This is a genomic window from Streptomyces sp. NPDC007896, from assembly GCF_042959425.1.
GTDB lineage: Bacteria > Actinomycetota > Actinomycetes > Streptomycetales > Streptomycetaceae > Streptomyces.
On the sequence record NZ_JBIBKX010000014.1, the window covers coordinates 283,541 to 306,043 of the forward strand.

Consider the following 22,503-nt stretch of genomic DNA (forward strand, 5'->3'; position numbering starts at 1 on the left):
GTCAACGGCTGTCGGCGAGGGCGGCGGCGCAGGCGGCCATGGAGAGGCCGAGAAGCTCGCCTCCGCCGTCGGCCAGCGAGCGGGCGACGGCGTGGGCGGCGAAGACGCCGGTGACGGGGTCGGCGAGCGCGTCGCCCAGAAAGACGGGGGCGCCGGCGCGGTCGATGCCGGTGAGGCCGCCCGCGACGGCCGCGTCGTCGCCGAAGGCGATACGGTCCTCGTCGCGGCCGTAGCCGGTGATGCTCAGCCAGACACGGCCGGGGCGGGCCGCGAGGAACTCCTCGGCGTGGATACCCAGTCGGCGCAGTGCCCTCGGGCGTGACGCCTCGATGACGACGTCCGCCTCGGCGACGACCTCGGCGGGTGCGCCGGAGGCGAAGTCGAGCACCAGGCTCTCGTGTCCGTCGTGCAGCCAGCGGTAGAAGGCGGGCGATCCCCTGCGCGCGCCGTCCGGTCGGGTGGTGCTCTCCACCTTCACGACCCTCGCGCCCGCCGCCCCCAGGAGCCGGGCGCACAGGGGCCCTGCCCACAGCGACGAGAAGTCGACGATCCGCAGCCCGGCCAGGTCACGTGGGCTCGGCGCCCCGCCTCGCTCGGCGCGTACGGGAGCGCGGGTGCCGCGGGCCGAACCGTGGGCGGCGGCCGCGATCCCGAGCAGTTGCGCGTGTGCCGCGACCTCGGCCGCCGCGGCCCGGCGCGCCGCCTCGTGCGGTTCCTGCGTCCCGGCTCTCCCGAGCAGCGCGACGAGAGCGGGCACGGCGGCCAGGTCGTCGGGGCGGGCCAGGTTCACGGCGGCCCAGCCGTCGGCGGTTTCGAGGAGGTGGCAGGAGCCGCCGGCCGAGACCCTGCCGGGGAGGGGGAGGCCGGTGAGGTCGGCGCGGAGGAAGAGGGCGGTCGGTATGTCCACGGGCACGCCGGTGAGGCCGGTGAAGGCCTTCGCCACGTCGTGGAGGGGGCCGAGGAACGGCTCGACGGGTTCCATCCAGCTCCGGAGAGTATCGTTCTCCAATTCATGAACCCCCTTCTCCGCCATGGCGATCCCCTATTACACTCCAGTCGCCGCCGGTTGGGGAGGGGAACGACATGACCTTGGACTCGCCCTTCCACCTGGTCGACCTCGACCGGGAGGCGCCGGTACGGGCCGCCGCGAACGATCGGGTGCTCGTCGGTGTGGCGGCGGAACCGGTCGACGCGGGCCCGGAGTTCGACATCCTGCTCACCGGTGTCGCCGATCCCCCGCGACCGTGGGTGGGGTGCGCGGACCCGTACACCGTCGCCCAGCGCCTCGCGGCGATCGTCGCGGCGCAGCCGGCGGCCTGCGTCGCGCTGACGCAGGTGCTGCGCATGGGCGGCCGGGTCGATCCGCCCGAGCGGCTGGTGCTCGAGTCCCTCGCCTACTCGATGCTGCAGAGCGGCGCGGGCTTCCGTGCCTGGCTGGCCTCGGCGCGCCCGCGCACTCCACGTCCGGCCGCCGAGCCCGTACGGCTGTGTCGTGACGGCGACCGGCTTGCCATCACCTTCGACCGGCCGTGGGTACGGAACGCGTTCGACGCCGGGACCCGGGACGCCCTGTGCGAGGCGCTGCACGTCGCCGTGGCGGATCCGTCGATCGCGCGCGTCGACCTGTACGGGAACGGTGCCGCGTTCTGCAGCGGAGGTGACCTGGCCGAGTTCGGGACGTCCCGCGATCCGGCGCAGGCCCACCTGCTGAGGGTACGGCGCAGTCCGGCCGCGCTGCTCCAGGAGTGCGGCCCCCGGGTGACCGCGCATCTGCACGGCGCCTGTGTCGGCGCCGGGATCGAGCTGGCGGCCTTCGCGGGGCGGGTGCTGGCCGCGCCGGACACGGTGATCCGGCTGCCGGAGGTCGGGATGGGGCTGATCCCGGGCGCGGGCGGCACGGCGAGCCTCCCGGTCCGCATCGGCCGGGAGCGCACCGCGTATCTCGCCCTGTCGGGCGGCACGTTGAGCGCGGCGGAGGCGCTCGGCTGGGGCCTGGTCGACGGGATCGGCGAGGTCACCGTGGCGGGCGCTCCCTCACCGCCCGCCACGGCGTCGGACGCCCCCTCCTCGTCCGGCGCGGCGGCGGGCGGGCGCTGAACCCACCGCGCGGCGCGGCTGCCGGCGCACCGTGCCGACCGGCCCCGACGTCACCCCGTGGTGACGCTCCGGGCGCCGTGGGCACCGTACGGCGGCCGTCGGGGGACGCCGCGCGTCAGCTGCCGGTCCACACCGGCGTTCTGCGCTCCGCGAAGGCGCGGGCGCCCTCCGCCGCGTCCTTGCTGCGGAACACCGACACGACCTCGTCCGGTTCGGCCCAGCGGCGTTCCCGTATCAGCTTCTTGGTCATGGCGACGCCCAGCGGACCGTTGGCGGCGATCCGCCCGGCCAGGGCGAGCGCCTCCTCCCGCACCCGGGCGGCGGGAACGGCGCGGTTCACCAGGCCGGCCCGCTCGGCCTGCGCGGCCGTGACCGGATCGCCGGTCAGGCCCATCTCCAGGGCGATCGCGAGCGGTACCCGGTCGGCGAGCGTCGTACCGCCCCCGGCCGCGAACAGGCCCCGCTTGACCTCGGCGATCCCGAGCCTGGCGTCCTCGGCCGCCACGACCAGGTCGCAGGCCAGCACCATTTCGAAGCCGCCGCCGAGGGCGGAGCCGTTCAGCGCCGCGATCACGGGGGTGCCGATGCCGTCCCGGAAGAACCACACCAGGCCGTCGAACTTGCCGCCGCCCTTCGCGAACGCCTTGAGGTCCATGCCGGCGCAGAACACGGTTCCGGCGCCCGTCAGGACGATCGCCCGGACCCCCGGATCGGCGTCCGCCTCCCGCAGTACGTCCGACAGGTCGTCGATCAGCTCCGGACTCAGGGCGTTGCGGGCCTCGGGCCGGTTCAGGGTCGCGACGAGGACGTTGTCGACCCGCTCGGTCAGGACCAGGTCGCTCATCGGGCGGCACCCGTCGCCGCGCGCGCCCGGGAGCGGTACGCCTCCAGCTTCTCGGCGGGTTCGATCAGACGGTGGCTGCGCGACTGGATGGACACGTCGTGGCCCTCGGCCCGCTTGCGCAGCGCCCCCACCGTGGCCTGCTCGCGCGGCACATGGGTGAAGGGATCGAAGGAGTACCAGCGCATGGCGTTCTCGTGGGTCATCTTGGCGATGTCCGGGTCGGGCACGTCGAAGCGCTCCATCACGCCCATGAGTTCCTCGGGCGCCTCCGGCCACATCGAGTCGCTGTGCGGGTAGTCGCACTCCCAGGCGATGTTGTCGATGCCGATCTCGTGACGGAGTTTCACCCCCATCGGGTCACTGATGAAGCAGGTGAGGAAGTGCTCCCGGAAGACCTCGGACGGCAGCTTCCCGCCGAAGTCCTGGAGAGTCCAGGCCGCGTGCATCTCGAAGGTGCGGTCCACCCGCTCCAGGAAGTAGGGGATCCAGCCCGTGCCGCCCTCCGACAGGGCGATCTTCAGATCGGGGAAGTCCTTGACCGGCTGGGACCACAACAGGTCGGCGGCGGCCGAGACGATGTTCATCGGCTGCAGGGTGATCATGACGTCGGGCGGCGAGTCGACCGCCGGGATCGCCAGCCTGCCCGAGGAGCCGATGTGCACCGACAGGACGGTGTTGGTGTCGGACAGCGCCCGCCAGAGCGGGTTCCAGTACGGGTCGTGAAAGCTCGGGTACCCGAGCACCGCGGGGTTCTCGGTGAAGGTCAGCGAGTGGCAGCCCTTGGCGGCCACCCGGCGGACCTCCGCCGCGCACAGTTCGGCGTCCCAGATGACCGGGATCGCCATCGGGATGAACCGCCCGGGATGCGCCTCGCACCATTCGTCGATGTGCCAGTCGTTGTAGGCCCGTACCAGCGCGAGTGAGAAGTCGGCGTCCTCCGTGGCGAACAGCCTGGCCGCGAAGCCCGGGAAGGACGGGAAGTTCATCTGGGCGAGGATGCCACCCGCGTTCATGTCGGCGACGCGCTCGTTCACGTCGTAGCAACCGGGGCGGATCTCGTCCAGGGCCTGCGGTTCGAGGCCGTACTCCTCCTTGGGCCGGCCGGCCACCGCGTTCAGCGCGGCGGTGCGGATCACCGTCTCCCGGAACGTCCAGGTGTCGGTGCCGTCGTCCTGGTGGACCAGCTGGGGCGCGTCGTCCTGGTACCGCTCGGGGAGGTGGTTCACGAACATGTCGGGGGGTTCGATGATGTGGTCGTCGACGCTGATGAGGATGAGATCGTCTCGATCCATGACGGGTTCCCTTCCGGAAGGGGGAGGCAGGCGGCTCGGGTGGGGGCTTGCGTGCGTACGGCTAGTCGGAGGCGGGCAGCGGCTTGGCCGCCTTGATGGTCATCGGGACGCCGTCGCAGCTCAGTTCGCCGGTGCCGGAGGAGGTGCAGAGCACTTCGAGGGCCCCGCCGGCGTCCACGTACCGCTTGCCGATGAGGGTGACGGCCTCGGCCGCGCCGCCGGGTGCCGGCTTCGCGCCGGTCGCGGGGACCATCGGACTGCCCCCGCAGGAGAGCTGGACCGAGCCGCCCGCGGGGGCGCGGACGACGACCACCCGCGTGCTGCAGACGGCGCTGGCGAGCTGGTCACCGGGGCGCGGCGTCGTTACCGGTGGGGTCATGGTGGATGTCCCTTTCGAGCAGGCGGTCGGCGAGCAGGTCGATGTCGTAGGACTGGCGGGCCATCCAGAAGCGCAGGAAGCCGGTCAGCGAGTACCGAAGGAAGAGCGCGGAGCCCACCACGGTCGCGCAGATGCCCCCCAGTCCGAGTGCGAGTCCGTCGCCCTGGACGAGCGGGTCGACGGTGTTGTGGGACACCAGGTAGCCCGACACGCCGAGCACCAGGCCGCCCACCATCAGCAGGACGCCGAGGCGCAGCCAGAGGGTGGCCCGGGCGGCGGCCGGGTCGGGGATCTTCAGTACCGCCAGTTCTCGGACGAAGCGGTCCGCGCGCGGCTCGGTGGTGGTCATGCGGAACTCCCCAGATAGAGGGCGGACAGTTCGGCGCGCAGCCCGCCGTCGGGGTGGCCCTGCCGTTGGACCCGGCCACGTACGAGGACGGCCGCGTGGTCGGCGATGTCGAGGACGGCGGCCGCGAACTGCTCGACCACCAGGACGGCCACGCCCTGCCGGGCGATCTCGGCGACCTGTTCGTAGAGCCGGCCGACGATCAACGGGGCGAGCCCCATGGAGAGTTCGTCGAGCAGCAGGACGGCGGGGTCGGTGGCGAGGCCGCGGGCGAGGGCGAGCATCTGCTGCTCGCCACCGGAAAGGGTGCCGGCCGCCTGCGAGGCGCGGCGGTGGAGGATCGGGAAGCGCTGGAAGGCGATCTCCTCGATCTCCGCACGGCCCCGGCCGGTGAAGGTCATCATCAGGAGGTTGTCGCGGACGGACAGGTTGGGGAACACTCCGCGGCCCTCGGGGATCAGACAGACCCCGGCGCGGGCCAGGTCTCGGGGGTCGGCTCCGGTCATGTCCCGGCCGCCCAGCCGGAGATGGCCGGATTCGACGGGGTGGACTCCGGAGGCGACGCGCAGGGTGGTGGTCTTGCCCGCCCCGTTCGGGCCCAGCAGGGCCACCACCTGCCCGGCGGCGACCTGGAGGTCGACGCCGTGCAGGACCGTGATCCGGTCGTAGGCGGCACGGACGCCGCTCAGTTCGAGAATGGCGCTCACGCGTCCCCCAGGTAGGCCGCCAGGACGGTCTCGTCGTTCCGGATCACCTCGGGCGGGCCGGAGGCGATGACCTTGCCGAGATCGAGTACGTACACCTCGTCGCACACGCCCATGACGAGGCTCATGTCGTGTTCGACGAGGACCACGGCCGTGCCGTCGTCGGTCAGCGAGCGCAGCAGCGCGGCGAACCGTTCGGTCTCCTCGCTGTCCTGTCCGGCGGCGGGTTCGTCGAGCAGGAGCACCTTGGGCCGGATGACCATCGCGCGGCCGACCTCGACCAGGCGGCCGACTCCGGTGGGCAGTGCGTCGGGCGGGCTGTCGGCGAGATGTGTCAGGCCGAGCCTGGTGAGGGTCTCGGTGACGGCGTGCCGCGCACGGCGCCGGTCGGGGCCGAGTTCGGCCGCGACGAGGAGGTTGTCGCGGACGGTGAGTCGGCCGAAGAGCTCCAGCCGCTGGAAGGTGCGGGCGAGTCCGCGCCGGGCGCGGCCCGCGGGGCTGGTCCGGGTGATGTCCTGTCCGTCGAGGAAGACCTGTCCGGCGGAGGGCCTGCGCAGTCCGGAGGCGACGTCGAACAGGGTGCTCTTGCCGGCTCCGTTGGGGCCGATGAGTCCGGTCACGCGGCCCGGTTCGGCGGTCAGGGCGACGCCGTCCAGAGCCCGGTTGCCGCCGAAGGCGACGGTCACTCCGCTAATCCGCAGCGAGGCCACGGGCGAGCACCTCCCTGTCCTCGGGGCGCCAGGCGCGCCGCAGTCCCCACCATTCGACGGGGACCTCCGGTTCGGTCGGGGCGGCGGTCTGCCGGGCCGTCGCCCAGATCCGCAGCGCCACCCCCGCGGCCACCGAACAGCCCAGGAACGTCCAGCCGTTGATCAGGCCGCCGAGCCGCAGGACCCACAGCAGGGCGAGTACGCAGAGCAGGCCGGGCAGGGCGATCCGGTCCCGGCCGAGCGGCTCCCACTCACGGCGGAACCGGACCACGATGCCGTCGGGGTTGTGGCCGAGCCCGATGCCGGCGAGGCCGGGCAGCAGGGCGACGAGGTTCTGCGCCCAGGGCGCCACGGCGACCAGCGCGTTCGTCGGGCCGATGTAGGCGGTCCCGGCGAACAGTCCGTTGCCGACCGTGCCGAGGCCGCCGACCACCGCGACCAGGAAGATCGGCAGTCCCGCCACCAGGTTGAACTGGTCGGCGGTGATGGACCGCTGCTGCATTCCGTAGAGCGCGCCGCCGAGCCCGGCGATCCCCGAGGAGAGCGCGAACACCAGGACCTTGGCCCGCAGCAGGCTGCCGCCGAGGGTCGCGTAGGCGGCCTCGCTGTCACGCAGTGCGATCAGCCGCCGCCCGAAGCGGCCCCGGCGCACCGCCGCCACGACCAGCGAGGCGAGCGCGAGGCAGACGGCCGCGAACACCAGTTGCTTCGCCGCGGTGTCCAGTTCGAGGCCGAAGAGCCGGGGTCCGGCCACGTCCACCGAGCCCTGGTCGAACAGGGCGATCCGCATCCCGAAGAGGTGGAAGGCCGGCAGGGTGAAGATCCACCGGTCCAGGACGACCGCGAAGGCGGCGGTCCCGAGGGCCAGATACACCCCGGACAGCCGCAGCGCGGGCAGCGCGACGACGGCGCCGGCCACCGCGGAGACCAGGATCGCGGCGCCGAGGGCCCAGAACTCCCCGTGCGCGCCCAGGTGGGCCCATACGACGGCCCCGATCCCGGCCATGCTCAGCTGGCAGAGCGAGATCTGCCCGGCGTACCCGGCCAGGGGTACGTACGACAGGGCCACCACGCCGAGCGAGAAGATGGCGCCGTAGGTGATGAGGTCGGCCTCGCCGAGGACCGAGGCCAGCACCGCGCCGAACGCGACGACACAGACGGCGAACACGGCCGTGCCGCGGGCCGTCGGAACCGGCACCGGGCGCAGCTTGCGGTCCCGGCCGCGCAGCCGTCGGTGCGGGAACGCCAGCAGGGCCACGAACAGCAGCAGTGCGGGGGCGGCCAGCCTGAGGCCGGGCAGGTAGGCGTTCTGCGGGAGATAGCCGGTCAGATAGCTCTCCATGCAGCCGACCACGATCGCGCCGACGAAGGTCAGGGGCACGCTGCGGAGCCGGCCGAAGATGGCCGCGGTGTAGGCGCTGACGATCAGCAGCGAGAGCTGGGCGGCGTCGAGGGTGACGGTCGGGGCGATGAGGATGCCGCCGATCGCGGCGAGTTGGGTGCCGAGGATCCAGGCGGTCTTGTTGGCCCGTACGGGATGGGCTCCCGTCAGCCCGACCAGGGCGCGGTCGTCGACGGTCGCGCGCATCTCGGCGCCGGGGCGGGTGCGGAAGAGCAGGATCCGCAGGCCGACCGCGACGAGCACCGCGACGGCCATGGTGAGGGCCTGGTGCCAGGTGACCACGGCCGAGCCGATGTGGAAGGGTTTGCGGTCGGCGAAGAACGTGGGCAGCGTGCGCGGCACGTTGGGATCCCAGATCCAGCGGGCGACGGCGATCAGGCCGCTGAGCAGCGCCACCGTCATGACCAGCCGTTCGGCCTCGCCCAGCGCCTGGACGGGCCGGAGGACGACCCTCTCGACGAACAGGCCGAAGGCCGGGGCGAGGACGAGCAGGACCACGGCCAGCGCCACCGGTACCGGCCAGCCCCAGCCGCCGGTGAGCTGCCAGTAGGCGAAAGCCGACAGCATGCCCGCCGCGCCGTGCGCGAAGTTGAAGACGCCGGTCGTCGTGTAGGTGAGCACCAGACCGCTGCCGATGACCGCGTAGATCGCGGCGGTGCTCAGGCCGACGATCCCGAAGGTGAGGAACTGCTCCATGACGGGCCGTCACTCACCCTCTCGCCGGGGCCGGCGAGAGCGAACGGTCTCGGCGCCCGGTCGGCCGGGAGGCGGCGGTGCCATCCGCCGCGAGGCGTACTCGGCGACCGCCCCCAGGGCGGCGAAGGGTGTGGGCTGGTTCAAGGGGTCTCCTCCTCGGTGCTGTCCCCGAGCGGCCGGCGGGAACAGGTGATCGCCCCGGCCACCTTGAGCGCGAGGTGGTTCTCCTCCTCTCTATTGGTGGAAACTAGCTTCTCACTAAGAGAGAATCAACCATTCACACAAAGGCAGGAGAGACGATGAGCGGACAGCGCAGGGGAACCGCGATCGCCATGACCGACCCCGAGCGGGACACCTTCCTGCGAACCCAGCCGCTGTGCCGGGTCGCGACCGTCGGACGGAACGGAGATCCCCATGTCAGCGCCCTGTGGTTCGTGTGGGACGGATCCACGCTGTGGCTCAACTCGCTGGTGCGCAGCCAGCGCTGGACCGACCTGGACCGGGATCCGCGGCTCAGCGTGATCGTCGACGACGGGGGCACGGACTTCATGGCCCTGCGCGGCGTCGAACTACGTGGCAGCGTCGAGGTCGTCGGCGAGGCGCCCCGCAAGGGAGACCCCCTGGACGAACTCGTGCACCCCGAACGGCTCTTCGCGGACAAGTACACGGGCGGCGGCGCGTTCCGGTACGACGGGAAGCACGGCTGGCTCCGGCTCACCGCGGAGAAGGTCGCGAGCTGGGACTTCGCGAAGCTCCGCCGCGACCGTTGACGCCACGACCCACACATGGAAACCTGCCACTCGTGAATGAGAATGGCATTCTCGCGAAGGGTGGAAAGGTCCTTGTCCACTGACGACCTGATGGAGATTCAGCAGCTGCTGGGCCGCTACGCGGTCCACATGACCCGGTGCGACATCGACGGGGTGCTCGCGGTCTTCACCCCCGACGGCACCTACAGCGCCTTCGGGGACACCTATGGCCTCGACGAGTTCCCGGCCCTGGTCGCCGCCGCGCCCAAGGGGCTGTTCCTGGTGGGTACGGCGGTGGTCGAACTGCCCCCAGCGGGAGACCGGGAAGGGGACGGGGACACCGCGACCGGCACCCAGCCGCTGTGCTTCATCGACCACGCCACCCACGCCATGCGGATCGGCTACTACAACGACACCTATCTGCGAACCGCCGACGGCTGGCGCCTGCGGACACGGGCGATGACGTTCATCCGCCGCAGCGGGGCGCACGACTCGGGCCGCCCGCACGCCTTCGAACGCCCGGGCGCATGAACGTCACGGAGTTCCGGTCGGATCTGCGCCGCTGGCTCGACCGGAACGACCTCTCCCCCGGACCCGATCACTCCCTCGACGGACAGGTCGCGCAGCTCGCCCGGGTCCGGCGCGCCCTCTACGAGGCGGACTGGATGCGGTACGGCTGGCCCGCCGAGGTGGGGGGTCTCGGCGGGCCGGCCGTACTGCGGGCCGTGCTCGGCGAGGAGGTCGCCACGCGGGGCCTGGCCGAGCCCGGCATCTACTCGATGATCGAAGTGCTCGCCCCGACGATGATCTCGTACGCCCGTCCGGAGCTGGCGGCGAAGATGGTCCCGCTGCTGCTCGGCGGCCGGGAGCAGTGGTGCCAGGGCTTCTCCGAACCCGGCTCGGGCAGCGACCTGGCCTCCCTCACCACCCGGGCCGTCCCCGGGGGCGGGGACTGGGTGGTGACGGGCCAGAAGGTGTGGACGAGCCTCGCGCAGTACGCGGCCCGCTGTGTCCTGCTCACCCGCACCGCGCCGGGCCACGACGGGATCACCGCGTTCTTCGTCGACATGGACACCCCCGGCATCACCGTGCGGCCGCTGCGCACGATGCACGGCGTGGACGAGTTCGCCGAGGTGTTCTTCGACGACGTGGTCGTCCCCGCCGACCGGATGCTCGGCCACCCCGGCGACGGCTGGCGGCTGGCGATGGACCTGCTCCCGCACGAGCGCTCCACCTGCTTCTGGCACCGCGTCGCCCACCTCTACACCCGGCTCGACCGGCTGCTCACGGAGATGCCCGGACCGGAGGACGCCGGGGAGGACCTGGCCCTGGGCGCCGCCTATCTGGCGCTGCACACCGTGCGCTGCCGTTCCCACGGCACCCAGCGGCGACTCGCGGCGGGCGCCCGGCTCGGCCCGGAGACCTCCGTCGACAAGGTGCTGCTGGCCACCGCCGAGCAGCAACTCTTCGACACCGCCCGGGACCTGCTCCCCGGTGTGCTGGAGCTGACGGACACGCCGTGGCGGGAGGAGTACCTGTACTCGCGGGCGGCGACCATCTACGGCGGCACCGCCGAGATCCAGCGCACCATCATCGCCCGTCGGCTGCTGGACCTGGGAAAGGACTGACACACCATGGATGCCGCCGAGCGGGACCTCTTCGCGCAGACGCTCCGCAAGACGATGACGGCGGCGTCGGGCCGCGCCCTCGACACGGCCCTGGCCGACCTCGGCTGGTCCGACCTGCTCACGCAGGCACCGGACGTGGCGGTCCCGCTCGCCTTCGGGCTGCTCGGCGAGACCGGCGCGCACGCACCGCTGCTGAACGACGTCCTGCTGCACGCGGCGGGACGTGCCGTCGGGGGCACGCCGCCCCTGCCGTACACGGGCGGCGCGTGGGTCGTGTGGGAGCGCACGGACGAGACCGGCGGCGCGCTGGACGGCGAGCTGCCGCTGCGCACCGTCGCGGCCGGGGATCCCGTCCCCCTCGCCGCGGGACGCCGGGCGCTCGGCTGGTGGCTCCTGGGCACCGGCCGGGCGATGCTCGCGCTCGCCCGCTCGCACGTGCTCGACCGGACCCAGTTCGGCCGTCCCCTGGCCTCCTTCCAGGCCGTACGGCACCGGCTCGCCGAGACCCTCGTCGCGCTCGACGGCGCCGAGGCGACCCTCGTGGCCGCCGAGGACGACCTCGGCTGCCTGCTCGCCAAGGCGGCGGCCGGACAGGCGGCGCTGACGGCCGCCCGGCACTGTCAGCAGGTCCTCGGCGGGATCGGCTTCACCGCCGAGCACGATCTGCACCGGCACGTCCGGCGCGCCCTCGTGCTGGACGGACTGCTGGGCAGCGCACGGGAGTTGACGCGGGAGGCCGGGCAGCTCGTAAGGGAGGGCCGCTCGGCGCCGCGACTCGTTCAGCTGTGACGCGGACCCGTGAAGTCGTCGTTCAACTGTGTTCCGGACCCGTGAAGTCGTCGTTCAGCTCTGGCTCTCACCCGCGATGCCGTCCAGGGTCCACCACGTGCCCGACTGCCACACGCGGCCGTCCCAGACGGCGCGTTGGGCGCCACGGGGGTCGTCGACGGTGTGGGCCCCTGCCGCGTCGAAGACCATGGTGGTCCGCCGGGCGACGCCATAGGCGGGCCAGCTCGGCAGGCCTTCGGCGGTGGGGACGCCGGTCGTGACGAACGCCGCCCAGGCCTCGTGCAGCCGCTGGTTCACGCCCTGCCCGCCGAGCCAGACGGCGTCGCCGTCCGTGCCGTGCATCGCGGGCAGGGCACCGGAGGGGGCGACGGCGGGCGGCAGGCCGGTCAGCGGCACGTCGTAGCGGGAGCGCCAGACGGGGGCGTGCGCGGACTGGGCGTCGGCGAGGCGGGCCGAGGGGATGCCGTACCGTTCGTCGGTCATGAGGTCGACCCGCAACTGGACCGGATCATGGGCGAGTTCGGGACGCGCCGCGATGTACGCGGCGAGGATCCGGTCGCGTGCGGCGGTACCGAAGTACTCCTCCAGCACGCGGTCGGCCTGCTCGGCCGCGTCGGGATCCAGCAGCTGGTAGAGGGCGCATTCGTTGACGCACGTCTGCACCAGCAGTGGGATCCGCGCGGCGGCGCCCGCCTCGATGGCGTCCAGCGGCCTGGCGGTGAGGGCGAGACCGTCGAGGGACGGGCGCCACAGCCAGCCGGCCCGCGTGCCCTCGCCCAGCGCGGTCTGCGCGTCGAGGATCTCCTCGGCGCTCACCTTCCTGAGGTGCCGTGTTCCGGCTCCCAGTGCGCGCAGGAACCGCCGGGTGATCGCGGCGTCCTGGTCCCGGTCGGCGATGTGGTCCGCCCCGCCGCTCGACGAGGCGGCCCCGTGGATCATGCCCCGGGTGAGAGGTGAGGTGAGCAGGTTGGCGACGGACTTGGCGCCGGCGGACAGTCCGTAGAGCGTGATCCGCTCCGGGTCGCCGCCGAAGCCGGCGATGTTCTCGCGGACCCAGCGCAGCGCGGCGATCTGATCGTGCAGACCGAAGGCGCCGGTGTGCTCCTCGCCGTCCACGGCGAGGAACCCGAGCGCGCCCAGCCGGTAGTTGAACGTCACGACGACCACGCCGTGACGGCGTGCGAAGGTACGGCCGTCCCCGGCGATGTCGCTCCCGGTGCCGACCTGGTACCCGCCGCCGTGGATCCACAGCAGGACGGGGAGGCCCGCCGCGCCGGCCGGGGCCGTCACATTGACGTACAGGCAGTCCTCGGACGGTTCCGGCAGCACGGGAGCGTCGGTGGGGCCTGCCGTACCGGCGGGGACCGGCATCGGCGGTTGCGGGGCGGGCGCCCCGTACGCCGTCGCGTCGCGCACCCCGCTCCACGGCTCGGCCCGACGCGGCAGTCGCAGGCGTGACGGGCCCACGGGCGGAGCCGCGTAGGGGATACCGCGCCAGGCGAGGACGCCCTCGTCGATCTCGGCGCCCCGCACCTTGCCGCCGGTCGTGTCCACGACGTACGCCGTCATACCGTCCGTGCCCTCCTGCCGTGACGTCAGGACCGGGCCTGCGTCCGTCCCCGCGCGGTGACGTCGGCGCGCCGGGCGGCGACCTCGCTCGTGCCCGGCTGCCAGGTCTCGGCCATGTACCCCTCGATGAGGTGCGCCTCGTCGAGGGTGGCCGCGCCCGCGATCTGGCGGTGGTGCCGCAGCAACCGGCGGACACCGCGCTGGTCGTTGTTCACGATGTCGGCGGCCAGCCTACGGGTGAAGGGGAGCAACTCCTCGTGCGGCACGACATGGTTGACCAGTCCGAGGCCGAGCGCCTCCTCGGCGGTCAGGAAGTTGCCGGTGAGCGACATCTCGACGGCCCGCCGGTGCCCGACGGCCTGGGCGAGGAGTACGGTCGCGCCGCCGCCCGGCATGATGCCGAGCCGGGCGTGGGTGTCGGCGAACCGGGCGCGCCGCGACGCCACCAGGAACGTGCACTGCAGGGCCACTTCGAGCCCGCCGGTCACCGCGACGCCGTTGACCGCCCCGATGACGGGCTTGCCGATCACCGGCAGGAAGCGGAAGAGGCCGTTGGCGTCGCGCTCCGGCCCTTGACCGGGCGCCCGGGGGACGGCGCTCGGCGGCGACTCCCCCGACACCTCCTTGAGGTCGACCCCGGCGCAGAACGCGGGATCCGCGCCGGTCAGGATCACGGCATCGACGTCGAGGGCCTTCCCCGCGGCCGTGACCGCGTCCCACAGCGCGAAGGTGACCTCCCGGCTCAGCGCGTTGCGCGCCTCGGGCCGGTTGAGCGTCACCGTCGCGATCCGCTCCTCGACGTCTACAAGGACGACAGGCTCCCGCCCGGCCAAAGCGCCACCTCCACCCACCCGGGAGAACCTCACGGCGACTCAACCTCACAGCCGCAAGAACCTCGTTCTCAGAATATGCATACCTTACTATCGTCACATGAAAATCGACGGTACGGTACGCGGGTTGTCGGACGCCGCGGAACGGGCCCGCACCCTCGAGGAGCACGGCTACGACGCCGCGTGGGCCGGAGAGGTCAATCAGGACCCCTTCCTCCCCCTGGCCGTCGCCGCCGGGGCAACCGGGCGCATCGCCCTGGGCACGTCCATCGCGGTGGCGCTCGCCCGCTCGCCGATGACCCTCGCCCACACCGCCGACGACCTCCAACGGCACAGCCGCGGCCGGTTCATGCTCGGAATCGGCTCGCAGGTGAAGGCCCATGTCGTACGCCGGTTCTCCATGCCGTGGGGCAGACCGGCCGCGCAGATGCGCGAGTACGTCCTCGCCCTGCGGGCGATCTGGTCGGCGTGGCACGACGGCACCCCTCTGGACTTCCAGGGCGAGTACTACCGCCACACCCTGATGCCCCCGGACTTCGTGCCGCCCCCGCACGACTTCGGGCCGCCGCGGGTGCTGCTCGCCGGCGTCGGCGACCTCATGACCCGGGTCGCGGGTGAGGTCGCGGACGGTTTCCTCTGCCACGGCTACACCACCGCCCGCTGGATCCGCGAACGGACGCTGCCCGCCCTGCGCGAGGGGCGCGCACGCGCGGGCGTGTCCCTCGACGACTTCGAGGTGCTGGGCACCCCGTTCATCGTCACGGGCACCGACAAGGAGATCGAGACGACCCTCCCGGTGCTCCGCGGCCGTATCGCCTTCTACGCCTCCACACCGGCGTACCGGGGCGTCTTCGCGCTGCACGGCTGGGACGGCGCGAGCGAGGAGCTGACCGCGCTGTCGAAGGCGGGGCGCTGGCCGGACATGGCCGGGCTGATCACGGACGAGATGGTCGACGCGTTCGCGATCGTCGCCCCTGCCGACGAGTTGCCCGCCCGGGTCGCCGACCGCTTCGGCGGGCTGCTGACCCGTCTCTCGTTCACCCCACCGCCGAGCCTGGACCGTGAAGCCGCCATGGACCTCGTCGCGCGCCTGCGCGCCTGCTGACGCACGCACTGAACGCCGCACCACAGCCACCACAGCCACCACAGCCACCACAACCCACCGCAACCCGTCGCATCCCACCGAACCGCACCGGGAGTGCCTGTGACCGACCTCTGGAACGACCTGCTCGCCTGCCTGGAGCTGCGCCCCGATCCGTCGGCACCCGAGCCCGTCACGGGCTTCGAAGGATCCAACCAACACCTCAGCTATCACCGGCTGTTCGGCGGGCAACTGCTCGCCCAGTTCGTCCGGGCCGCCGCTCTCGCCTGCCCGGACAAGGCCGTCAAGTCCCTGCACGCCCAGTTCCCGCGTGAGGGCCTGACCGACGAACCCGTGCGCTACGAAGTGACGCGTCATCGCGAGGGCGGCACCTTCGCGACGCTGACGATCGTCGCCCGGCAGACGCCGGGCGTCATCGCCACCGCCTCGGCGTCCCTGCACGCCGAGGAGGACGGACTCGACCAGCAGAGCGACTTCAAGGTCCCCTCCGTGCCCGGCGCGGAGCACGACGTCGACCTCGGCCTCATCCCCTGGACGACCCGGTCGGTCGCCGATCTGGAGTCCCCGAAGGCGGAACCGCCCGATTACGACCTGTGGATGCGCACGCCGGTGGTCGCCCCCGAACTCGCCCCGGCGCTCATCGCCTACGCCACCGACCTGACGCTCATCGGCACCGCCGTGCGCCGCCTCGACGGAATCTCGCAGCGGGACTCGCGTACGGCGTTCACCTCCGCCGTCACCTCGCACAGTCTCTGGTTCCACCGGCCGCTGCGCACCGAGGACTGGCTGCTGCTGCACCAGCACAGCCCGATCCTGGCCCACGGCCGCTGTTTCGGCCGGGGGGACGTCCTGACCGAGGACGGCTCTCTCGTCGCCTCGTACGCCCAGGAGGCGCTGCTTCGCTTCCGGAACTGATCCACCGGCGGCTTCCGGAGCCGACCCACCGGCGCGCCGGGGTGCGTCCGGGGCGTCGGCCGGCGGGGCGCCCCGGCGCGGGCACGCGCCATGCGCCGGGGCGCGCCGTCAGGTCAGGGCGCCGGGACCTCGATGACGGTCGCCGACCCCATACCGCCGCCCGCGCACAGGGCGGCCACGCCGATGCCACCGCCGCGCCTGCGCAGTTCGTGGACGAGCGTGACCAGCATGCGGGCCCCGGTGGCGGCGACCGGGTGGCCGAGGGAGCAGCCACTGCCGCTGAAGTTCACCGTGTCCGGGTCGAGTTCGAGCAGCCGGACGGCGGCCACGGGTACCGAGGCGAACGCCTCGTTGATCTCGAACAGGTCCACGTCGGCGATCGACAGGCCGGCGCGGGCCAGGGCCTTGGGGATCGCCTTCACCGGGGCCAGGCCCATCTCGGCGGGGTCGACACCGACGGACGCCCAGGACCGTACGGTGCCCAGGACCGTCAGCCCCTCACGGACCGCCGTCGTGTCACTGGCGACGACCAGGGCGACGGCAGCGTCGTTGGCGCCTCCGGCATTGCCCGCCGTGATGCTGAACCCGTCGATCTCCGGGTGCAGCGGCTTCAGCTTGGCCAGCTTCTCGGCGCTGGTGTCCCGGCGCGGGTGCTCGTCGACGGAGAACAGACCGTGGGGGGTCTCGATCGGGACGATCTCCTCCTTGAAACGGCCCTCGTCGATGGCCGCCACGGCGTTGCGGTGCGAGCGCAGCGCCCAGGCGTCCAGTTCGGCGCGGGTGAGGCCCGCCGCGACGGCGGTGTTCCAGCCCACCGTGATCGACATGTCCTTGTTGGGGGCGTCGGGGCGGTCGGGGTGGGTGGGCGACATCCAGGGTTCCCACTCCCCGTTGATCCGGAAGAGCGCCTTCGGGGAGGTGGAGGCCGAGTTGACGCCGCCGGCGATGACGAGTTCGTCCATGCCCGCCATCACGCTCGCGGCGGCGCTCTGGACGGCGGCCATGCCCGCAGCGCAGTGCCGGTTGTTGGCGAGCCCCGCGACCGAGGTGAGCCCCGCGGTGACCGCGGCGTGCCGGGCCAGGACGCCACCGCCGTAGAGGCCCTCGCCGAGGATCACGTCGTCGATGAGGGCCGGATCGAGGCCCTCGGCCGCCGCGGTGACGATGTGGTGGGCCAGGTCGAACGCGGTCGTGTCGCGCAGGGTGCCCTTGACGGCGGTGCCGATGGGGGTGCGCAGGGCGGACGCGATGACTGCTTCAGGCATGGGTGGTCTCCAACTCGGCCAGGAGGGTGCGGCGCAGCAGTTTTCCGGTCTCGGTCTTGGGGAGTTCGGCTCGGAACACGATGGCGTCCGGCGTCTTGGACGAGCGGAGCCGGTCCTTGACCCACTGCCGGATCTCGGCCGGTTCGCCCGCGCCGACGACGATGGCGACGATCCGCTGCCCCCACTCGGGGTCGGGCAGCCCGACGACGGCCGCCTCGACGATGCCGGGGTGGGCGAGGAGTACGTCCTCGATCTCGGCCGGGGCGATGTTCTCGCCGCCGCGGATGATGGTGTCGTCGGCGCGCCCCTCGATGAAGAGGTAGCCCTCGGCGTCGAGCCGTCCCCGGTCCCGGGTGGCGAACCAGCCCTCCGCGTCCAGGGCGCTGCGGCCGCCGTACTCACCGGAGATCTGCTCCCCCCGCACGAAGACCAGCCCGGTCTCCCCCGCCTGGGCCGGCTTGTCGTCGTCCGTGCGGATCCGGATCTCGATTCCGGGCAGCGCCCGGCCCACCGAGCCGAGGCGGTCGCGGACCGCGGGGTCGTCCGACACGGACGCCTGCCAGTGGTCGTCGGGTCCCAGTACGGCGATGGAGGAGGCGGTCTCGGTCAGGCCGTAGGCGTTGACGAAGCCGGTCTGCGGGAAGAGGCGCAACGCCCGTTCCACGATGGGCCCCGGGGTGCGGGCGCCGCCGTAGGCGAGGCTGCGCAACAGGGGGGTCCCGGCGTCTTCGCCGGGCACTTCGGCGACGATCCGGGCGAGCATGGTGGGGACCACGAGGGCGTGGGTGATCCGCTCCCCGCGTACGGTCTCCAGCCACTGCCGCGGTTCGAACGTCTGCAGGTACACGATCCGGCGGCCGGAGTAGAGGTTCGTCAGCAGATTCATCAGTCCCGCGACGTGGTAGGGCGGTACCGCCACCAGCGACGCGTCGCCCTCCTCGGCCGACGCGAACTCCTGGGTGTTCAGCACGTAGGCGAGCAGATGGCGGTGCCGGAGCACGGCCGCCTTGGGCTCCGCGGTCGTGCCGCTGGTGTAGAGCAGCACGGCGACGGAGTCCTGGTCCTGCGGCGGGTCCAGGAACTCCACGTCCGGCTGTTCGTCGAGAAGGGCGTCGAGGTCGGCCGGGCGCAGGACCACGGCGCCGGGATGACGGTCCAGCAGGGCGTTCAACTGCTGCTCACCGAGCCGGTAGTTGACCGGGACGAAGGGAACTCCCGCCAGAGCTGCTCCGAACAGGGCTACGGGGTAAGCGAGTTGGTTGGCGCCGAGATGGATGACGGCCTGATGGCCTCGGAAGCGGTGGGCGGCGGCATGGGCGCGGCGCAGCAGTTCGGCGGCGGTCAGCGAACGGCCGCCCGCCGTTATCACCGCCCGATCGCCGGCCGAAGCCGCCATCTCAAGGATCATGGTGATATTCATGAGAATGCTATTCTCATATACACAGAGCCCTGCTCGCAAGAGAGGATAACCTTGATGCAGATCAGTGGGAGTTCCGCGGTCGTGGTCGGTGGGGCGGGGGGCCTGGGCGAGGCCACGGTCCGTCGCCTCCACGCGGCGGGAGCGAAGGTGGTCGTGGCCGACCTCGCCGACGAGAAGGGCAAGGCGCTCGAGGCGGAGTTGGGGGTGCGTTACGTACGCACGGACGCCACCGACGAGAACGACGTCAAGGCGGCGATGGCCGAGGCCGAGGCGGCGGGACCGCTCAGGATCTCGGTGGACGCGCACGGCGGCCCGGCCAGTGGCGGCCGGCTGGTCGGCAAGGACGGCGAACCCCTGGACCTCGCGGGCTTCCGGAAGACCATCGACTTCTACCTCACGGCCGTCTTCAACGTCATGCGCCTGGCGGCCGCGGCCATCGCGCGGCAGGAGGCGGTCGACGGTGACCGGGGCGTCATCGTCAACACCGCGTCGATCGCCGCGTACGAGGGGCAGATCGGGCAGATCCCGTACGCCGCCGCAAAGGGCGGGGTGGTCGGCATGACCCTCGTCGCCGCGCGCGACCTCTCGCCGCTCGGCATCCGGGTCGTCACGATCGCCCCTGGCACCTTCCTCACCCCGGCCTACGGCGCGGCCGGCGACCAACTGGAGGCCTACTGGGGGCCCAAGGTCCCGCATCCCAAACGCATGGGCCGCTCCCCCGAGTACGCGGCTCTCGTGGAGCACATCTGCGCGAACGACTATCTCAACGGCGAGGTCATCCGCCTCGACGGCGCCCTCCGGTTCCCGCCGAAGTGACCGGCCCAGTGAACGGCCGAGTGAACGGCCGAGTGGACGTGAGCGGCGAGCTGAAGGGGAAGGTGGCGTTCGTCGCTGGAGCGAGCCGGGGCATCGGCCGGAACATCGCGCGGGGGCTCGCGGAGGCCGGAGCCGCGGTCGCGGTCGCCGCGCGCTCCGAGGAGGAGGGCCGGATACCCGGCACGATCCACGCCGTCGCCGAACGGATCACGTCGGCGGGTGGCCGCGCCCTCGCGGTCGCGTGCGACGTGACCTCCGAGGCGTCGGTCGAGGCCGCCGTGGCCGCGACCGTCGCGGAGTTCGGCGGGATCGACATCCTGATCGCCAACGCCGGGGTCATGTGGCTCGGCCCGGTCGAGTCCACCCCGCTCAAGCGCTGGCAGCTGTGCCTGGACGTCAATCTCACCGGGGTCTTCCTCGTCACCAAGGCCGTCATCCCGCACATCAGGGCACGCGGCGGGGGCTCGCTGGTGGCGGTGACGACCAACGGGGTCGGCATGACCGACAAGGGCGCCAACGCGTACTGGGTCTCCAAGGCGGGCGTCGAGCGCCTCTATCTCGGGCTCGCCGCCACCCTCAAGTCCGACAACATCGCGGTCAACTGCCTGGCCCCGTCGCGTGTCGTCGTCACCGAGGGCTGGCAGGCCGGGGGCGGCGGACGCGAGATCCCACCGGAGATGATCGAACCCCCGGAGGCGATGGCCCACGCCGCGGTACGCCTGGCCGGCCAGGACGCGAGCGGTATCACCGGCACGGTGCAGAAGTCGGAGTCGACGCCGGGGTGAACGGAAAGGGCCCCGGGAGTCGAACTCCCGGGACCCCTGCACACCACATGGCCACTGCGAACGGCCCACGCTCCACGATCACGTGACCGCTCCGAACGCCGCTCCGAACGGCCCACGCGCTACGAGCCGTGCTCGCCCAGGCGGGGCGGGGGCCCGTACGCGGGCTCGTACCCCGCCACCCGCACGGGACCGCGTACCAGCCGGAAGTCCCCGGCCGTCACGATCGCCTCCGGTGTCGCCGCCAGCGCCTGCGGCAACGTCCGTACGGCCGCCGCGGGTACACCCAGCGGACGCAGGCGCGCCTCCCAGGCGGTCGCGGTGTCGCTCGCCAGGGCCTTCGTCACCACGTCGAGCACCTCCTCGCGACGCGCCGCGCGTTCGGCCATCGTCGGGAAGCCCTCGATGCCCGCCTCCGTGGCGAAGGACTTCCAGAAGCTGTCGTGGGTGATGAACAGGGCCAAGTGGCCGTCCGACGTGGGGAAGAGCTGTGCCGGGACGTAGTAGGAGTGCGCGCCCAGCGGCAGACGGCGCGGCTCGACTCCTTCGTTGAGGTAGGCGGACGCCCGGTAGTTGAGCTGGGAGAGCATCACGTCCCGCAGCGACACCTCGACCTGCCCGCCCCGGCCCGAGACGATCTGCGCGAGCAGACCGAGTGCCGCGGTGAGGCCGGAGGAGTTGTCGGCCGAGGAGTAGCCGGGCAGCGTCGGCGGCCCTGCCGGGTCACCGGTGAGCGCCGCGACGCCGGTGGCCGCCTGGACGACGTAGTCGAAGGCCGGGTCGTCGCCCGCGTCCAGGCCGAAGCCCGTGAGCGCGACGCAGACGATCCGTTCGTTCCACTTCTTCATCGCCTCGTAGGTGAGCCCGAACCGGTGGATCGCCGACGGCTTGAGGTTGACCAGCAACGCGTGGGCGTCCGAGACGAGTTCACCGAGTCGTTCCTGACCGCTCGGCGTGGTCAGGTCGAGACGGACACTGCGCTTGCCCCGGTTGAGGCTGGCGAAGTACGCGTCGCTCACCTGCCGGGAGATGTCCCCGCCCGGCGGCTCGATCTTGACGACCTCGGCACCGAGGTCGGCGAGCATCATCGTGGCGTACGGGCCCGCCAGCATGTGGCCGACCTCCAGGACGCGGATGCCGGCCAGCGGCCCGGCGGTCGCGGGGGTGGCGGTCATCGGAAGTCCGCCGCGATCCCGGCGAGCACCTCACGGGTCCGGCGCTTGGAGGCGATCAGTTCCTCGCGGCCCTCGCCGATCGGCAGCAGCCGTACCGACAGGTCGGTGACCCCGGCGTCGGCGAAGCGCCGGAAGCGGGCCGCGATGGCCGTCTCGTCACCGGCCGCGCACAGGTCGCCGATGTCCCGGGCGTCGCCGTAGTCAAGCAGCCGCTGGTAGTTGGGCGAGATCTCGGCCTCCCCGAGGATGCGGTTGGCCCGCTCGCGCGCCGCGTCGACCTCGGCGGGCCGGCACAGACACACCGGGATGCCCGCGACGATCCGCGGCGCCGGACGCCCCGCGCCGTCCGCCGCCTTGGTGATGCGGGGCACGACGTGGTCGGCGACCGCGCGTTCGTCGGCCATCCACAGGACGGTCCCGTCCGCCCGTTCGCCCGCGAGTGCCAGCATGACCGGGCCGAGCGCGGCGAGCAGCACCGGAAGCGGGGCCACGGGGCCGAGGTCGAGCGGGTTGTGCACGGTGAACGTGCCGTTCTCGACGTCGACCGGGCCCGGGCCGTGCAGCGCCGCGTCCAGGACCTCCAGATAGTCACGGGTGAAGGCGGCGGGCCGCTCGTAGGGCAGTCCGAGCATGTCCTGGACGATCCAGTGGTGGGAGGGCCCGAGACCCAGGGCGAGCCGTCCGTTCGCGGCGCCCTGTGCGGACAGCGCCTGGCGCGCGAGGGCGATCGGGTGCTGTGTCTGGAGGGGGACGACCGCGGTCCCGATCTCGATCCGCTCGGTCCGCGCGCCCATCAGGGCCACGGCCGTCAACGCGTCGAAGTCCGTGGGGATCTGGGGCACCCAGGCGGTGTCGAGGCCCGCCCGCTCCGCCCATGTCACGTCGTCGATCATCCGCGCGACCTTGCGCGCGGAGTCCCCACGCTCCGGCCCGATCATCACACCGACCCGCACAGTGCCTCCCGGCTTTCGATGTTTCGTGGATCCGACGTTT

At 72.4% G+C, this 22,503-nt stretch carries 23 protein-coding genes; 9 read left to right on the plus strand and 14 right to left on the minus strand.

Annotated features, from left to right (window positions below; genetic code table 11):
* Window position 1: 1 nt before the first annotated feature.
* Complete coding sequence (locus tag ACFZDJ_RS37885) at window positions 2-982, minus strand: CoA transferase (RefSeq protein WP_390933777.1); 981 nt, start codon at window positions 980-982, stop codon at window positions 2-4.
* 101 nt (window positions 983-1,083) lie between these two features.
* Between ACFZDJ_RS37885 and ACFZDJ_RS37890 the strand changes: the two genes are divergently transcribed.
* Window positions 1,084-2,097, plus strand: coding sequence for an enoyl-CoA hydratase-related protein (locus ACFZDJ_RS37890; RefSeq protein ID WP_391065848.1), 1,014 nt, complete (start codon window positions 1,084-1,086; stop codon window positions 2,095-2,097).
* A gap of 115 nt (window positions 2,098-2,212) precedes the next feature.
* Here the strand turns inward: ACFZDJ_RS37890 and ACFZDJ_RS37895 are convergent, their stop codons facing one another.
* From ACFZDJ_RS37895 to ACFZDJ_RS37925, 7 genes are all read right to left on the minus strand, one after another.
* Window positions 2,213-2,941, minus strand: coding sequence for an enoyl-CoA hydratase-related protein (locus ACFZDJ_RS37895; protein ID WP_391065851.1), 729 nt, complete (start codon window positions 2,939-2,941; stop codon window positions 2,213-2,215).
* Window positions 2,938-4,233, minus strand: coding sequence for an amidohydrolase family protein (locus ACFZDJ_RS37900; protein WP_391065853.1), 1,296 nt, complete (start codon window positions 4,231-4,233; stop codon window positions 2,938-2,940). The genes ACFZDJ_RS37895 and ACFZDJ_RS37900 overlap by 4 nt, the downstream gene beginning before the upstream one ends.
* A gap of 61 nt (window positions 4,234-4,294) precedes the next feature.
* Window positions 4,295-4,612 carry a hypothetical protein gene (locus tag ACFZDJ_RS37905; RefSeq protein WP_168505327.1) on the minus strand — a complete coding sequence of 106 codons (318 nt, stop codon included), beginning with the start codon at window positions 4,610-4,612 and terminating at the stop codon, window positions 4,295-4,297.
* Window positions 4,578-4,961, minus strand: coding sequence for a hypothetical protein (locus ACFZDJ_RS37910; RefSeq protein WP_384909117.1), 384 nt, complete (start codon window positions 4,959-4,961; stop codon window positions 4,578-4,580). Before ACFZDJ_RS37910 ends, ACFZDJ_RS37905 begins: the two co-directional genes overlap by 35 nt.
* Complete coding sequence (locus ACFZDJ_RS37915; RefSeq protein WP_384909119.1) at window positions 4,958-5,665, minus strand: ABC transporter ATP-binding protein; 708 nt, start codon at window positions 5,663-5,665, stop codon at window positions 4,958-4,960. Before ACFZDJ_RS37915 ends, ACFZDJ_RS37910 begins: the two co-directional genes overlap by 4 nt.
* The gene (locus ACFZDJ_RS37920) at window positions 5,662-6,372 is read right to left on the minus strand and encodes an ATP-binding cassette domain-containing protein (RefSeq protein WP_390933773.1); all 711 of its coding nucleotides are present in this window, start codon (window positions 6,370-6,372) and stop codon (window positions 5,662-5,664) included. The genes ACFZDJ_RS37915 and ACFZDJ_RS37920 overlap by 4 nt, the downstream gene beginning before the upstream one ends.
* Window positions 6,353-8,470, minus strand: a complete 2,118-nt coding sequence (locus tag ACFZDJ_RS37925; RefSeq protein ID WP_391065856.1) for an ABC transporter permease — start codon at window positions 8,468-8,470, stop codon at window positions 6,353-6,355. Before ACFZDJ_RS37925 ends, ACFZDJ_RS37920 begins: the two co-directional genes overlap by 20 nt.
* Window positions 8,471-8,769: 299 nt before the next feature.
* On the opposite strand from ACFZDJ_RS37925, the gene ACFZDJ_RS37930 reads away from it, so the two are divergent.
* The 4 genes from ACFZDJ_RS37930 (at window position 8,770) to ACFZDJ_RS37945 (ending at window position 11,636) form a co-directional block, all read left to right on the plus strand.
* On the plus strand, window positions 8,770-9,240 hold the full coding sequence (locus ACFZDJ_RS37930) for a pyridoxamine 5'-phosphate oxidase family protein (RefSeq protein WP_391065859.1): 471 nt from the start codon (window positions 8,770-8,772) through the stop codon (window positions 9,238-9,240).
* 72 nt (window positions 9,241-9,312) lie between these two features.
* Window positions 9,313-9,750, plus strand: a complete 438-nt coding sequence (locus ACFZDJ_RS37935; RefSeq protein WP_391065861.1) for a nuclear transport factor 2 family protein — start codon at window positions 9,313-9,315, stop codon at window positions 9,748-9,750.
* A complete protein-coding gene (locus tag ACFZDJ_RS37940) occupies window positions 9,747-10,847 on the plus strand; it encodes an acyl-CoA dehydrogenase family protein (protein WP_391065864.1) in 1,101 nt (366 codons plus the stop codon). The genes ACFZDJ_RS37935 and ACFZDJ_RS37940 overlap by 4 nt, the downstream gene beginning before the upstream one ends.
* Window positions 10,848-10,853: 6 nt before the next feature.
* Window positions 10,854-11,636: an acyl-CoA dehydrogenase family protein gene (locus ACFZDJ_RS37945; RefSeq protein WP_391065867.1), complete on the plus strand. Its 783-nt coding sequence runs from the start codon at window positions 10,854-10,856 to the stop codon at window positions 11,634-11,636.
* 54 nt (window positions 11,637-11,690) lie between these two features.
* Here ACFZDJ_RS37945 and ACFZDJ_RS37950 read toward each other — a convergent pair whose 3' ends face one another.
* Complete coding sequence (locus ACFZDJ_RS37950; protein ID WP_391065870.1) at window positions 11,691-13,205, minus strand: carboxylesterase family protein; 1,515 nt, start codon at window positions 13,203-13,205, stop codon at window positions 11,691-11,693.
* A 26-nt stretch (window positions 13,206-13,231) separates the two neighbouring features.
* A complete protein-coding gene (locus ACFZDJ_RS37955) occupies window positions 13,232-14,038 on the minus strand; it encodes an enoyl-CoA hydratase (RefSeq protein WP_391065873.1) in 807 nt (268 codons plus the stop codon).
* A gap of 97 nt (window positions 14,039-14,135) precedes the next feature.
* Here ACFZDJ_RS37955 and ACFZDJ_RS37960 point away from each other — a divergent pair, with 97 nt between their 5' ends.
* Both ACFZDJ_RS37960 and ACFZDJ_RS37965 read left to right on the plus strand, forming a co-directional pair.
* Window positions 14,136-15,140 (plus strand): TIGR03617 family F420-dependent LLM class oxidoreductase, encoded by a 1,005-nt coding sequence (locus tag ACFZDJ_RS37960; RefSeq protein WP_391065876.1) that lies wholly within the window; start codon window positions 14,136-14,138, stop codon window positions 15,138-15,140.
* Window positions 15,141-15,239: 99 nt separating this feature from the next.
* The gene (locus tag ACFZDJ_RS37965) at window positions 15,240-16,052 is read left to right on the plus strand and encodes an acyl-CoA thioesterase domain-containing protein (RefSeq protein WP_391065878.1); all 813 of its coding nucleotides are present in this window, start codon (window positions 15,240-15,242) and stop codon (window positions 16,050-16,052) included.
* A gap of 113 nt (window positions 16,053-16,165) precedes the next feature.
* Here the strand turns inward: ACFZDJ_RS37965 and ACFZDJ_RS37970 are convergent, their stop codons facing one another.
* Together ACFZDJ_RS37970 and ACFZDJ_RS37975 are read right to left on the minus strand one after the other, a co-directional pair.
* Entirely contained in the window at window positions 16,166-17,317 is a 1,152-nt protein-coding gene (locus tag ACFZDJ_RS37970) for a thiolase family protein (RefSeq protein WP_384909140.1), read from the minus strand.
* Window positions 17,310-18,737, minus strand: a complete 1,428-nt coding sequence (locus tag ACFZDJ_RS37975) for an AMP-binding protein (protein WP_391065880.1) — start codon at window positions 18,735-18,737, stop codon at window positions 17,310-17,312. Before ACFZDJ_RS37975 ends, ACFZDJ_RS37970 begins: the two co-directional genes overlap by 8 nt.
* 54 nt (window positions 18,738-18,791) lie before the next feature.
* Between ACFZDJ_RS37975 and ACFZDJ_RS37980 the strand changes: the two genes are divergently transcribed.
* Together ACFZDJ_RS37980 and ACFZDJ_RS37985 are read left to right on the plus strand one after the other, a co-directional pair.
* Window positions 18,792-19,553 (plus strand): SDR family NAD(P)-dependent oxidoreductase, encoded by a 762-nt coding sequence (locus ACFZDJ_RS37980; RefSeq protein ID WP_101406923.1) that lies wholly within the window; start codon window positions 18,792-18,794, stop codon window positions 19,551-19,553.
* 20 nt (window positions 19,554-19,573) lie between these two features.
* Window positions 19,574-20,338, plus strand: coding sequence for an SDR family NAD(P)-dependent oxidoreductase (locus ACFZDJ_RS37985; RefSeq protein ID WP_390933762.1), 765 nt, complete (start codon window positions 19,574-19,576; stop codon window positions 20,336-20,338).
* A 119-nt stretch (window positions 20,339-20,457) separates the two neighbouring features.
* On the opposite strand, the gene ACFZDJ_RS37990 is transcribed toward ACFZDJ_RS37985, so the two are convergent.
* Both ACFZDJ_RS37990 and ACFZDJ_RS37995 read right to left on the minus strand, forming a co-directional pair.
* Complete coding sequence (locus ACFZDJ_RS37990; protein ID WP_391065881.1) at window positions 20,458-21,510, minus strand: CoA transferase; 1,053 nt, start codon at window positions 21,508-21,510, stop codon at window positions 20,458-20,460.
* Window positions 21,507-22,463, minus strand: coding sequence for a TIGR03564 family F420-dependent LLM class oxidoreductase (locus tag ACFZDJ_RS37995; RefSeq protein WP_390933760.1), 957 nt, complete (start codon window positions 22,461-22,463; stop codon window positions 21,507-21,509). Before ACFZDJ_RS37995 ends, ACFZDJ_RS37990 begins: the two co-directional genes overlap by 4 nt.
* Between the last annotated feature and the right edge of the window lie 40 nt (window positions 22,464-22,503).